Genomic DNA, 13,674 nt, shown 5'->3' with positions numbered 1-13,674 from the left:
TTGCCACTTATATTTACTTGTCATGATACCTATTGCTTTTTAATTATTTTCTAATTACCTATTGACTTTTGATAGCTGGTCTCGGTTCGGAACATCACAAGTTGCGTCGTCATCACTCGCGATCTGCCCCAATTGCGATGTTGGTACTATCGTAAAACCCTAAAAGCGCGGCGCTGACTTAGCAAGGTTTGCGTGTCCTCGCTTCGACGTATGATGATACTTTGGCGAAGTGCGGCATGAAGATGCCGCGGGAAGCTGCGACAGTACCTGTCGCGGGAAGCGGTTGCGAAGCAATTGTTAAGAACTAAGGACCAACTGATTTGCAATCGATTCCCTACTGACTCCCGTCGGATGTTTTTCCGACAGATATTGCGTCATCATCATCCACGCTCTGCCCCAATTGCCACCTCCCGTATGCCACTGAGCTGGATCTGAATTTGCTTTATGAGCTATTTTTTGCACCACCCAACTGATTTGCCATCGATTTGCAATTGATTCCCAATAGACTCCCGGCGGGTGCTTTTCCCGCCTGCTTCCCCTTCTTGACAAAGTTGACATTATGTGACAAACTACACGAAATTTCAGTGAAAGGGGCGCAATGAATGCCTAAACTTCGTGAGTTTAATTTTGCAGGCTTTTATTACTTTTATTGCTTTACACGCAATAAAAGCGATTCGTGTTGCATAAACTCACATACTGAAGGCATATAAAAACGCCGGACTGAAATAATAAGTCAACAGTAAGAGGCCGCACGGGATCGAAATCCTGCGGCCTCTTTTTAATTTTGCAGAAGGGGTGATTTCAATGATCGCAATATTGAAAGAGGGAACTACGGTACAACAGAGGGAAAGCCTTTGCGACTGGTTCAGGTCGATGGGGCTTGAGGTGCATATTTCGCAGGGAGAGTATAAGACGATCATTGGACTGATCGGGGACACTACCAAAGTTGACATCAACCTTGTCGAAAGCCTCAACATGATCGAGTCGGTGAAAAGGATCACCGAACCCTTCAAAAACGCCAACAGGAAATTCCACACGGATGATTCAGTTGTGGACATCAATGGTGTCAAGATCGGCGGCGGCAGCTTCCAGATCATAGCAGGACCGTGTTCAGTAGAGTCGCGTGAGCAGATAATAGCTGTTGCGGAATCCGTGAAGGCTTCAGGCGCGACCCTTCTGCGCGGCGGAGCATTCAAGCCCCGCACCTCCCCCTATGATTTTCAGGGGCTCAAAGGAGACGGCCTTGATCTTCTTTTTGAAGCCAGGAAGCGTACAGGACTGCCGATAGTTACTGAGATCATGAACGTAAGGGATATAGATCTCTTCGAAGATATCGACGTGATCCAGGTTGGAGCCCGAAACATGCAGAACTTTGACCTTCTCAAGGAGCTGGGAATGACAAAGAAGCCGATCCTTCTGAAGAGAGGGCTTGCCAATACTCTCAAGGAACTTCTTATGAGTGCCGAATATGTCATGTCCGGGGGCAACGAGAACATTATCCTGTGTGAGCGAGGTATCAGGACATACGAGACGTTCACGAGAAACACGCTTGATCTCTCCGCAGTTCCTGCTTTGCACGAGTTGACACATCTGCCTGTAGTGGTGGATCCGAGCCATGCGACAGGACTTGCAAGGCTTGTCGAACCTATGGCTATGGCAGCTGTTGCCGCAGGTGCGGACGGCCTGATGATCGAAGTCCACAACGATCCGCAGCATGCCTTGTGTGATGGTGCTCAATCCCTGACGCCGGAACAGTTCAAAGCTCTTGTTATCAAAATAAACAAAATAAGGGAGGCGATCACATCATGAAAATTGGAATAGTCGGACTCGGCCTTATAGGCGGTTCTCTTGCCAAAGCCTACAAAAAAAATTCGAATCACCGGATCCTCGGATATGACAAGGATCTCTCTGTTGTAGAATTTGCGCAAATATACGGAGCAGTCGACGAGGCTATGGATAGAAACAACATCGGTGAGTGCGATGCTCTGCTTATAGCCATCAACCCCAAGGACACAGTGGAGTTTCTTAATGAACACGCCCCATTGGTATGCCCAAAGACCCTAGTGATAGACTGTTGCGGTACAAAGCGCATAGTCTGCGGCGAGGGATTCAGGCTTGCGAAGGAACATGGATTCACCTTCATAGGCGGACATCCCATGGCTGGCACCCACAAGTCAGGTTTTGCCAACAGCAGCGAGGACCTCTTCACGGGAGCGCCAATGGTACTGGTCCCTCATGTATTCGATGACATACAGCTTCTGGATAGGGCGAAAAAGGTGCTGGAGCCGATAGGGTTCGGCTTTCTCCACGTAACGACCGCTGAAAAGCATGACAACATAGTCTCCTTTACCTCACAGCTTGCTCATGTTGTCTCAAACGCTTACATCAAAAGCCCTACTGCCAGGGAGCACAAGGGAGTCTCCGCAGGAAGCTACAAAGACCTCACACGTGTTGCGTGGCTAGACCCGGGCATGTGGGCGGATCTCTTCATCAACAACAAAGACAACCTGCTCCGCGAGCTCGATTTCCTTATCTCCTCCCTTTCCAAATACAGGGATGCGCTTGATGCTGAGGACTTCCCGGCCCTGCGCGATCTTCTGAGAGAGGGCAAGAAAGCCAAGGAAGAGGTCGATGGACAGTGAGGAATGTATTAGTCGATACAGGCAGAAAGAGATACTCCATACATATCGGAGCCGGGCTTTCCCATAAGACCGGCAAACTTGCAGCGAAGTTGACCGGACCGACCAAGGCCGCACTCATAACCGATGACAACGTAGACCGCCTTTGGTCAGAACAGATAACGAAATCTCTCGAAAGCGCCGGCTTCAAGGTATCCGTGCATGTTATCCCAAACGGAGAGTGCTCCAAGAACATTGAAAATTACATAAAGATACTCGCTTTTCTGTCTGACAACAAATTTTCAAGGAGCGACACGGTCTTTGCTCTTGGCGGTGGCATGGTGGGAGACATAGCGGGATTCGCCGCGTCCACATACCTAAGGGGGATACGCTTTGTCCAGATACCGACGACACTCCTTGCCATGGTGGACTCTTCTGCAGGAGGAAAAACTGCCGTAAACCTGGATTCCGGTAAGAACCAGGTCGGGACCTTCTACCAGCCTGACCTTGTGGTATGCGATCCGGGACTCCTCTCATCCCTGCCCGACGATATTTTCAGGGACGGGTGTGCCGAGGTCATCAAGTACGGAGCAATAGCAGACAGGCAGCTGTTTGCCATGCTCAAAGAACCGGTCAGGGAACAGATGGAAGAGATCATTGAGCGCTGCCTCGCGATAAAAAGCAGGCTGGTATACGAGGATGAGTTCGACACAGGGGCAAGGCAGCTTCTCAACTTCGGCCACACCTTCGGCCATGCTGTAGAAAAGTGCAGCGGCTATGCCATATCGCACGGAAAAGCGGTCGCCATCGGAATGGTAATGGCCACCTCCGCCGCGGAAGAGATGGGTATATGCAATGCGGACTGCAGGATAGAGATCAAAGATATGGTCATATCATTCGGGCTTACGCACAAAACAGACCTGAGCGGGACAGAGCTTCTGGATGCAATGATATCGGACAAAAAAAGGTCACTTGAAGAAATGACCCTTGTCCTGCCGAAAAAGATCGGACACTGTGTACTTAAAAAAATACCGGTCAATGACCTGGATCCGGTAATAAAAGCCGCTATGAAGGCTGGATAGGCATAATGAAAATCACGGTCCTGCCTTCTCTCATAAAGGGAAATATACGGGCGATACCGTCAAAATCCTTCGCTCACAGGCAGCTCATCTGCGCTGCTCTTGCGGATAAAGAGACGAAGATATCATGCAGCAGCCTTTCAGAAGACATCAGCGCGACAATAAGATGTCTTGCTGCTCTTGGATCGGGGATAGAATTTACAAACGGCATCATTTCTGTCACCCCAATAAAATCTCCGGTATCGGGGGCCGTGCTAGACTGCGGCGAAAGTGGGTCGACGTACAGGTTCCTTGCTCCGGTTGCAGCGGCGCTTGGAACAGAGCCGACATTCATTCTTCGCGGAAGACTGGCGGAGAGGCCTATGGGTCCGTTGTGGGAGACGCTTGAAAGATGCGGGATTTGTATAGAGGGCAAGGGGATGGAAAAAGTCTCCTTTTCCGGCAGACTCTCGGCCGGGGAGTTCACAATACCCGGCGATGTAAGCTCACAGTTCATTAGTGGGCTTCTCATGGCGCTGCCGCTTCTCGGGAAAAAGAGCAGGATAAAAATTACGGATACGGTAGAGTCCGGAGGATATATAGACATGACTATGGATGTGCTTGGTACCTTCGGTGTAAAGACGGAGCTTAAGGAATGTTCCATGGAAGTTTCCGGGGAGAAGGGGTTTGTATCGCCCGGAAGCATTGTTACAGAGGGAGACTGGTCAAACTCGGCTTTCTGGCTTTGCGGGGCAGCTGCCACCGGCGGAAGCCTCACATGCGGGGGGCTGAATATAAATTCCTCTCAGGGTGACAGGACAATAGTAAGTGTGCTTCAAGAAATGGGAGTTGAGGCTGTTTACGGGGAAAAATCTGTAAGTGTAAAATCCGGCACCTTAAGGCCTGCACGCATAGACGCAATGGACATCCCGGACCTGGTCCCGCCTATGGCGCTCCTGGCATGCGCTGCCAACGGGGAGACGGAAATATACAATGCGGGGCGCCTGCGACTCAAGGAGAGCGACAGACTCTTCACAGTTGCCGACACGCTCAGGAAGCTTGGCGCGGACATCTCTGAAGAAGCTTCTTCGCTTCGGATCAGGGGGGGAAGGCCCCTTACAGGGGGAGAGGTACATTCACACGGCGACCATAGGATAGTTATGATGGCGGCTCTTGCTTCACTAATATCAGAGGATAACATAGTGATAAAAAGTGCAGAAGCCGTTGGAAAATCATACCCCGGATTCTTTGAAGATTTTAAATCTCTGGGCGGATCAGTCAGAAAGGAGAACTAATATGAGCTCAACATTTGGAAAAAACATCCATATATCCATATTTGGTCAGTCTCATTCCGACTCGATCGGAGTAGTTATAGACGGACTCCCTGCAGGGCACGTAATAGATCTGGAAAAGCTCGGCCAATTTATGGCAAGGCGTGTGCCGGGCAGGGACGAATTTTCGACCCAACGTTCCGAGCCTGACATACCGGAGATACTTTCAGGCATCCGGGATGGAGTCCTCTGCGGAGCTCCCCTTGCCGCAGTGATAAAAAACACTGACGCAAGATCCCGTGATTACTCTGAAATTGCGGACAAACCACGCCCGGGGCATGCCGATTTCACTGCTCAGATGAAATTCCATGGAGTACAGGACTATTCCGGGGGCGGGCATTTTTCAGGCAGGCTTACAGCTCCTCTATGTATAGCAGGCGGGATAATGCTCCAGCTTCTGGAAGAGAAGGGGATCACAGTAGGAGCGCACATCTGTGAGATAGCCGGTGTGAGTGACACCCCCTTTGATCCTGTCAGTGTATCTGAGGATGACATCGTCCGTGTTAGAATAAGCGCTTTTCCGGTAAATGATGCTGAGGCCGGAGAGTTAATGAAGAGCGCGATAAGCGCAGCAAAAATTGCGGGGGATTCTGTGGGCGGAATAGTAGAATGCGCTGCCATCGGTCTTCCTGCGGGAGCAGGCAGTCCTATGTTCGGAGGAATGGAGAACGTGATCGCCAGTGCCCTTTTTTCAGTTCCGGCTGTCAAAGGCGTTGAGTTTGGAAGCGGCTTCGCCGGGAGCAGGTCAATGGGTAGTGCCAACAACGATCCGTTCACTTACAAGGAAGGCCGGATAATGACGCTTACAAACAACCACGGCGGTATCCTCGGCGGCATAACATCCGGTATGCCCCTGATATTCAGGGCGGCGGTAAAGCCTACCCCTTCGATAAGCATTGAACAGGATACTGTCAGCTATTCAAAAAAAGAGAACGCAAAGATAAGCACAAAGGGCAGGCATGACCCTTGTATAGTTCCAAGGGCTGTCCCATGCGTGGAATCAGTTGCGGCTATAGCCATATATGATGTGCTGCTTGGCTCGGGAATATAGAGATAGGGGTGAAATTTGATGAGTCTGGAAAAACACAGAAAGAGGATAGATGAAATAGACGAGAAGCTTACGCAGTTGTTTCTTGAACGCATGGAGGTATCGGCGGACATTGCGGCATTCAAAAAGGAAAATGGCCTGCCGATAAGGGATCCGGGGCGTGAAAGGGAAAAACTTGCCTCGATAATGGAAAAGGCATCCGATGAGATGCAGCCATATCTCAGATCACTTTACCTTACGCTCTTTGAGGTCGGCCGTGCACACCAGCACAGGCTTAGCGGAACAAGCTCCAACCTTTATGAGAGGGTCGAGGCGGCTATAGCGGAAACTCCAAAGATACTGCCTGATGCTCCTTTGGTGGCATGCCAGGGAGTAGAGGGAGCCTATTCGCAGATTGCCTGCGAGAAGATGTTCACTGCACCAAGCATAATGTACTTTTCCAACTTTGAGAGTGTCTTCTCAGCTATAGACCAGGGGCTCTGCCGTTACGGCGTGCTTCCTCTCGAAAACAGCACTGCCGGTTCTGTAAACGCCATATACGACCTCATGATGAAATACGATTTCAGCATAGTCAGGAGCGCAAGGATAAAAGTCGATCATTGTCTTCTCGTAAACAGAGGATCCTCGATAAACGACATAAAGGAGATTTTTTCGCACGAGCAGGCGTTTGCTCAGTGCGCCGGTTTTATCAAGTCACTTGGAAAGGTCAAGATAACGCCTTGTGAAAACACTGCTGGTGCTGCAAAGATGCTCTATGAGTCGGGCAGAAAGGATGCTGCTGCACTATCTTCATCCTCATGCGCAGAACTCTACGGATTGGAATGCCTTCGCAGCTCTGTCCAGGATCACGGCGGCAACTTTACCAGGTTCATATGCATCTCAAAGAAGCTTGAGATATATCCGGGAGCGGACAAAACCAGCGTCATGCTCATACTTCCGCACAAGCCGGGATCCCTTTATCATGCACTTTCGAGTCTCTACGCACTGGGCGTCAACATAAACAAGCTTGAGAGCAGGCCCCTTCCTGAGAGCGACTTTGAGTTCATGTTCTATTTCGACCTCTCGACCTCAGTCTACTCAGAGTCCTTCAAACAGATGCTGGTCCGGCTTGAGGAGAGCAGCAAAATGCTCAGGTATCTTGGGAGCTACATGGAGGTAGTTTAGGTTGAAAAGCTTTGGTCTCCTTGGGGAAAAGCTTGGACACAGCTTTTCGCCCAGCATCCACTGGATGCTGGGAAGCTATTCCTATGAGCTCTGTGAGATATGCCCCAAAGATCTTGAAAATTTTTTGAAGGATAACAGCCTTGACGGTTTCAACGTGACGATACCCTACAAACAGGATGTCATCCCATACTGCAGTGAGCTGTCAGAGAGAGCGAGCGCGATTGGAAGCGTAAACACCATGCTAAAAAAAACTGATGGCTCATACCTTGGGGAAAACACCGATTATGACGGTTTTCTATTGATGATGGAGCCGGTAAAGGAAAATATCCGCGGGAAAAAAGCCCTGATACTTGGTTCCGGCGGAGCCTCAAAGACAGTGAGGACAGTTCTAAGTGACCTAGGTGCAGATCCTCTGATCACAGTATCAAGAAGCGGCTCCGTGAACTACGAAAACATTTCTGGTCAGAGCGATGCGGCCATCATAGTAAACACAACGCCGGTGGGGATGTATCCGGACAACGGAATATCGCCGATCGATCTGAGCCTCTTCAAGGAATGCAAATTCCTTGCCGACCTAATATACAACCCGGCAAAAACAGCGCTCATGCTGCAGGCAGAAAGGCTCGGCATCCCATTCCTTGGAGGTATCCTAATGCTTGTTGAGCAGGCAAGAAGAGCATCTGAGCTTTTTACTGGGATTTCCATCCCGCGCGAGAACTCGAACGTGATAGCCGAAAAGATAGAGAGGCAGACCAAAAACATAGTCATGATCGGAATGCCGGGCTCCGGCAAGACCGCGATTGGAAGACACCTTCACGACCTGACGAAAAGAAAATTAGTCGATATCGACCAAGAGATAGAAAGCAGGGAAGGAAGAACTATCCCTGCCATATTCGCCGATGCAGGCGAGGCTTATTTCAGGAAGGTAGAGAGCGAAGTCCTTGCTCAATTTTGCAAAGAAAGCGGTCTTGTAATATCCGCAGGCGGGGGAGCTGTCACATCTCCGGAAAACAAAGATATAATGAGACAGAACAGTACGGTCGTCTTTATTAAGAGGGAACTAAAATATCTCGCGACATCTGGCAGACCTGTTACAAAAGCAAAGGGGACAGAACAGATATACAGCGAACGGGCAGGACTATACGAAAGCTGGAGTGACATTTCCGTAAACAATCGGGATCCGCTTCAAGCCGCTAAGAAGATAACGGAGGTGCTCAAATTATGAAGATCCTTGTTATAAACGGACCTAACCTAAATATGCTTGGCATAAGGGAGCCGGAGATATACGGCGATGAGACCCTTGAGGATCTCATTGACTATGTTATCGATTACTGTAAGCCGAGGAATGTCGAGGTCGAATTTTACCAGTCAAACCACGAGGGCGATATCATTGACGCGATCCAGGGGGCACTTGATAAGTTCGACGGCATAATCATCAATCCTGCCGCCTACACTCACACAAGCATCGCCATCCCCGATGCAATAAAGGCAGTAAACCTGCCTGCTGTGGAGGTCCACCTTTCGGACATCAACAACAGGGAGGATTTCAGAAAGATCTCATATACAGCTCCTGCCTGCATTGCAACGGTAGCGGGCAAAGGGTTTGATTCCTACATCGATGCCATTGAGATCCTTCTGGCCTGGATGGTCGGCGCATAGCCGCAGCCACCTTACTAATTTTTGATGCCTGTTTGATTTTATGCCTTTTTCATCCTCACATTAATTAAGATTAGGCCAGGCACCAAGTTATTAGGATAATTTATATCCGCATTCTGAGCAGAACCGCAGTCCGGGCTCGATCTCGGCTCCGCATTCGGGACAGGATTTATTCTGCTTCTTTAAGACAATTTTTGCTCCGCAATGACTACAGAATTTTGCGCCCTGTGCATTTTCCCCTCCGCAATCAGGACATTTATTCAGTGCAAGAGAGGCTCCGCAATGGCCGCAGAACTTTCCGTTGCCTGCCGGTTTACCACAGGCCGGACATACTGTGGTTTTGCTTTCGATCATTTCACTCCACACAGTCGCAGACTCCGCGGCATCGTCGATATTGCGCCGCATTGCTTCTGCCCTGGCTTTTGCTACATATATTTCCTGACGGGGGGCACATTCTGTACATAGTCCTTCGTTCTCGTTGAAGCAGGCGTCACAGACCCAGCTGTTGCATGAATGACAGCGGTGAAAATGTTCTTTTGCCTCGGTCTGGGCTTTTTCAAAAGCAGCCTGATGTTCTTTATGCCAATCGGGCGACATGCCCTCGAATCGTTCTGATAGTACATTGATGCTGCGCTCAAGTGTATAACCAATATCTCCTGCACTGCCGCCGATCAGTCCGCCTATCATGTTTACACCTTGTACCAATCCTCGCAGGCCTCTGCCCTTCCTGTATGTGGTGGATTGAACAAACTCACTCTTATAGCCGTCACCGCATATATCACAATCAAAGGTAAACTGAAAACCCGCATCTGTGGAATTATCTTCGTAATTGTCATTGAAAGATTTCATCTTCCGGATCCCTCATCTCTTTTGTTGTTAATATCTGCTTGTAAAAGTCATGAGCTAAAAGGCTGCTGTAACTCTATTCAGGATGGCCGTGATGATTTTATCACTTCAGAATGGTGTACGCTAGATGAGTAGTCAGCCTGCCTAAAACGCCTTTGGAAATTTAGGATCGCTGTTGCAGTAATTTTCTGCATTTAAGAATACCTTCCATAAACAGATTCGAAGTCATTGAGGATAGTCAGCAGGCGCTTGTCGAGAAATGTTAACGCACTTTCGCGGATGTCAACAGGAATGCCATAAAAGGCTTCTGCGATGCCGCCGGTTATAGCTGCCAGTGTATCGCTGTCGCCGCCAATGGAGATCGCGTTGCGTATCGCGTCTTCAAACCCTTCAGATTCGAGAAAGGCCATGATAGCTTGGGGCACCGTCTCCTGACATGTCTCATTGAACCTGTATGTTGGCCGTATCTCTTCCAGTGTGAAATCCATGGGGTAGTAGTGATCGTTGATGTGATCTCTTATCTCTCGGATCCTTTTGCCTTCGCGTGCCAGATAAACAGCTGATGTTGTTGCTTCCGCGCCTTTGAGTCCTTCAGGGTGGTCGTGTGATATCTCGGTCACTATTTTTGATAATTTTATCGCCTCTTCAAATGAGGAAGCTGCAAATCCACAGGGGCTCACCCGCATCGCAGCACCGTTCCCGAAACTGTTGTATGGCTTCGGGTCGTCTGTGTACATCCATCTGTGGAACATCCCCCCATAACCGCAGTTCGGATATGGCCTCCCTACTTCCTGGAGGTGTCCTGCTACTGTTTTTCTGAGGATATCCTGATCTTTATTGCTTTCAAGTATCGCCTTTGCAACGGCGAGGGTCATTATGCTGTCGTCTGTTGCAAAGCAGTTCCGCGTAAACAATTCAAACTCTTTTGTTTTTATGTTGTCCCATTCAAAGCGTGAACCAACGATGTCGCCTATTATTGCGCCCAGCATCTTATAAGCACCTCTTTCCGCTATTTTATCTAGTATAGCACTGTGATCTTACAACGCTGCTTTGTGTTAATATCTTCAAGGCAGCAGTTCGGATATTTGAACAACGGGCGGGGAAAATTGATGCGGTCTTATTTCACCTACAGCTTATTGCTTGGCTCCTATTTCCTTGCATGTCTTCTCAGAAGCGCAAGTGGGGTCATTTTCCCTGCTGTCGCGGCAGAGATAAGTATGTCTCCAACTGTTGTCGGACTGATATCCGGCATGTTTTTCTACGGCTACACTATAGCTCAGCCTTATTGCGGCAAACTCTGCGACAGCAAAAGCCCTGTTTTGACGGTAAGCGTTGGACTGATCCTCTTCAGCCTTGGGCTTATGTTGTTTTCGTTTACTGATAAGCCTTATATGCTTGGAATATCCAGGTTTCTTGCAGGAATGGGGGCAGCTCCTACCTTTTGTGCGCTGCTGGCCTATCAGGCAAATGCCTTTTCATCACATATATTTGCGAGATTGACTGGCATGACTTTTGTCTTTGGCCATTTTGGCGGAGTGGTGGGCATCACACCCATAGGAACAGCGATAGACATCTTCGGTTACAGGAAAATACACTTTTCTCTGGCCCTTATCTCAATTTTTATCGCACTGATGCTTCTAATTATGATGAAGGGCGGCAATTTTCGAAAAGCTGATACTTCTGCAGGCGAGGAGAGCTCTTTGCTTACAGGATTCAGGACCCTCCTGCGATCAAGGCGCCTCTCCTCACTGCTTCTGGTTTGGAGTATGTCAATGATCCTGCAGCTGACGCTCATAGGTTTATGGGGAGTTATATGGCTGACAAATACCCACACAGATATCTCGGTATCCCAGGCAAGGATATGTATGACTCTTGGCGGGATCGGGGTTATGACCGGTGCTTTTTTTGCCGGTATATATGGCAATAGATTGGTATCCGTGCCCAAAATACCCCAAAAATTATGTATTTTGCTGGTATTGTCTTTAGTCTCTCTAACAGTGGGGATAGATCAAAGTTTTAGATGGCAGCTGATATCATTAAGTTCGTTTTTTCTGGGAGTGATGATAGGTTCGACTAATGTCATCTCAAATGTGATCCTTTTCAGGGAGATCGGTTCTGATTTGATAGGCACAGTTACTGGAGCTAATAATGTTGTCATATTTATATCGGTATTGTTAAGCCAATGGTTTTCCGGCCTCTTCATAGATTATTTTGGCAAATTTTCTTTTTCAGACGGCATATCTCCCTACTCTGCATTTTTCTCGATCTTGATTATTGCCGGAGCTGCAATAGCGGTTTATCTTGGCAGAGTAAGTTTTTCTGATGAACTATCGTAGATATAATGAATTCTACTCATATTCCAAACGGAGGATACACAATGAAAAAAGCGATCATCAACTGCCTCAGGGTAAATATTAAGGACAACGTAGTCACACTGATCAAAGAGATCACTGTAGATGAGGAACTTATTGGCCAAGACGTTCCTTCAGGTCTCCGTTCATGCTCTTCTCTGAAGTTGGGGCACAAGATAGCGATAGGGGATATAGGCGAGGGCGACAGGATAATAAAGTACGGCGAGACTATCGGTTATGCAAGCAGGATGATCGAGCCGGGCGAACATGTCCACGTCCATAACATGGTCGGCGGAAGAGGAAGGGGAGATCTGGAATGAAGTTCATGGGATATAAAAGGGCTGACGGAACTGTAGGTGTCCGCAATTATGTTTTGGTCCTTTCCTCAGTTGTCTGTGCAAACCATGTCTCCCGTAAGATTTCGGAAGCGGTTCCCGGAACTGCGCTCTTTGTGCACGGCAACGGATGTGGCCAGCTTGGCGCCGACGGAGAGCAGACCCAGAGGACTTTAGACGGCATAGCTAAGAACCCAAATATAGCAGCTGTACTTGTAGTAAGCCTGGGATGCGAGGGTTCTTCAGCGGAGCGGATCGTGGAGAATGTCAAAACAACAGGCCGTCCTGCCGCGCATGTGAGGATACAGGAATGCGGCGGGACTACAGCTACGATAAATGCAGGGATAGAGATAATAAAAGGAATGGCTGAGAAATGCCTGTCTCAGAAAAGGGAAGAAGCAGACATCAAGGATCTGGTGGTCGCACTTGAGTGCGGAGGATCTGATGCTACTTCGGGGATCAGCGCCAACCCCCTGGTAGGCTGGGTCTCTGACAGGCTGATAAGCCTTGGGGCGACTGCAATGCTCTCCGAGACCCCTGAAATGATAGGGGCCGAGCATATCCTCTCCGGCCGGGCAGTCGATCCCGAGGTCGGGAAAAAAGTAAGAGAAATAGTAAATGATGTTGAAAAGAGCGCCAATGCGATGCATGTGGACCTTCGAGGGACTAATCCCACACCGGGAAACATCGAGGGAGGACTTTCTTCGATAGAGGAAAAGTCGATGGGCTGCCTTACAAAGGCGGGTTCATCGAAAGTGATGGAGGTCGTCCGTTATGGCGAGATCCCGAAATCAAACGGCTTGGTGATAATGGATACTCCGGGCTTTGATGTCGAGTCCGTGACGGGTATGCTTGCGGGAGGATCTCAGGTCATTCTCTTTACAACTGGGAGGGGCACCCCTGTTGGGGCCCCGATCGCGCCTGTGATAAAGATCACGGGTAACCCGAACGTAGCTGAGTGGATGAAGGAGAATATTGACTTTGACGCAAGTCCGATAACACTGGGGAAGGAGTCGCTTGAGAGCGCAGGGGAAAAGCTTTTTAAAAAGCTTTTGTCAGTCATCTCCGGCGAGCAGACCTCTTCGGAGATTCTTGGCCATACAGAGACCGGGATAACCCGCATCGGCCCAAGCGTTTAAATTAAGGTGTCATCATCCCCAAAAGGGTACAAACCTGTCCCCGGATCTTTTTCTAAAAACAAAATAAAAAGCTGCCTCCCTCTTTACGGAGAGAGGCAGCAACAATTGAGCAGCTTGTTTTTTGCTCT

12 protein-coding genes and 1 pseudogene are annotated in these 13,674 nt (G+C 49.0%); 11 read left to right on the top strand and 2 right to left on the bottom strand.

The genetic code is table 11. From position 1 onward, the window contains the following. Nucleotides 1–804: 804 nt before the first annotated feature. From aroF to aroQ, 8 genes and pseudogenes are all read left to right on the top strand, one after another. Nucleotides 805–1,809 (top strand): 3-deoxy-7-phosphoheptulonate synthase, encoded by a 1,005-nt coding sequence (gene aroF / locus CVV54_03580; protein PKL05045.1) that lies wholly within the window; start codon nt 805–807, stop codon nt 1,807–1,809. Then, on the top strand, nt 1,806–2,642 hold the full coding sequence (locus CVV54_03575) for a prephenate dehydrogenase/arogenate dehydrogenase family protein (GenBank protein ID PKL05044.1): 837 nt from the start codon (nt 1,806–1,808) through the stop codon (nt 2,640–2,642). Before aroF ends, CVV54_03575 begins: the two co-directional genes overlap by 4 nt. Beyond that, nucleotides 2,639–3,700 carry a 3-dehydroquinate synthase gene (aroB, locus tag CVV54_03570; GenBank protein PKL05043.1) on the top strand — a complete coding sequence of 354 codons (1,062 nt, stop codon included), beginning with the start codon at nt 2,639–2,641 and terminating at the stop codon, nt 3,698–3,700. Before CVV54_03575 ends, aroB begins: the two co-directional genes overlap by 4 nt. Nucleotides 3,701–3,705: 5 nt before the next feature. Further along, nucleotides 3,706–4,971: a 3-phosphoshikimate 1-carboxyvinyltransferase gene (gene aroA / locus CVV54_03565; GenBank protein PKL05042.1), complete on the top strand. Its 1,266-nt coding sequence runs from the start codon at nt 3,706–3,708 to the stop codon at nt 4,969–4,971. A 1-nt stretch (nt 4,972) separates the two neighbouring features. Next, nucleotides 4,973–6,058: a chorismate synthase gene (locus CVV54_03560; protein ID PKL05041.1), complete on the top strand. Its 1,086-nt coding sequence runs from the start codon at nt 4,973–4,975 to the stop codon at nt 6,056–6,058. Nucleotides 6,059–6,076: 18 nt separating this feature from the next. Further along, nucleotides 6,077–7,219 (top strand): bifunctional chorismate mutase/prephenate dehydratase, encoded by a 1,143-nt coding sequence (locus CVV54_03555; GenBank protein PKL05040.1) that lies wholly within the window; start codon nt 6,077–6,079, stop codon nt 7,217–7,219. Between the two features lie 13 nt (nt 7,220–7,232). Then, nucleotides 7,233–8,444 (top strand): annotated as a pseudogene (locus CVV54_03550) (shikimate kinase). Then, nucleotides 8,441–8,878, top strand: coding sequence for a type II 3-dehydroquinate dehydratase (gene aroQ / locus CVV54_03545; GenBank protein ID PKL05039.1), 438 nt, complete (start codon nt 8,441–8,443; stop codon nt 8,876–8,878). Before CVV54_03550 ends, aroQ begins: the two are co-directional and overlap by 4 nt. A gap of 90 nt (nt 8,879–8,968) precedes the next feature. On the opposite strand, the gene CVV54_03540 is transcribed toward aroQ, so the two are convergent. Together CVV54_03540 and CVV54_03535 are read right to left on the bottom strand one after the other, a co-directional pair. After that, on the bottom strand, nt 8,969–9,724 hold the full coding sequence (locus tag CVV54_03540) for a zinc ribbon domain-containing protein (protein ID PKL05038.1): 756 nt from the start codon (nt 9,722–9,724) through the stop codon (nt 8,969–8,971). A gap of 191 nt (nt 9,725–9,915) precedes the next feature. Further along, on the bottom strand, nt 9,916–10,710 hold the full coding sequence (locus CVV54_03535; protein PKL05037.1) for an ADP-ribosylglycohydrolase: 795 nt from the start codon (nt 10,708–10,710) through the stop codon (nt 9,916–9,918). Between the two features lie 120 nt (nt 10,711–10,830). Between CVV54_03535 and CVV54_03530 the strand changes: the two genes are divergently transcribed. From CVV54_03530 to CVV54_03520, 3 genes are read left to right on the top strand one after another with little or no spacing between them, the layout of a single operon-like run. Continuing rightward, the gene (locus CVV54_03530) at nt 10,831–12,057 is read left to right on the top strand and encodes a hypothetical protein (protein PKL05036.1); all 1,227 of its coding nucleotides are present in this window, start codon (nt 10,831–10,833) and stop codon (nt 12,055–12,057) included. A 41-nt stretch (nt 12,058–12,098) separates the two neighbouring features. Then, nucleotides 12,099–12,392 carry a D-galactarate dehydratase gene (locus CVV54_03525; GenBank protein PKL05035.1) on the top strand — a complete coding sequence of 98 codons (294 nt, stop codon included), beginning with the start codon at nt 12,099–12,101 and terminating at the stop codon, nt 12,390–12,392. Continuing rightward, complete coding sequence (locus tag CVV54_03520; GenBank protein ID PKL05034.1) at nt 12,389–13,546, top strand: carbohydrate hydrolase; 1,158 nt, start codon at nt 12,389–12,391, stop codon at nt 13,544–13,546. The genes CVV54_03525 and CVV54_03520 overlap by 4 nt, the downstream gene beginning before the upstream one ends. Nucleotides 13,547–13,674 lie beyond the last annotated feature (128 nt).

The sequence above is a fragment of the Synergistetes bacterium HGW-Synergistetes-1 genome (assembly GCA_002839185.1).
Taxonomy (GTDB): domain Bacteria; phylum Synergistota; class Synergistia; order Synergistales; family Synergistaceae; genus Caenicola.
Note: the sequence above shows the minus strand (reverse complement) of the source record. Positions and strands in the feature narration are given on the sequence as shown.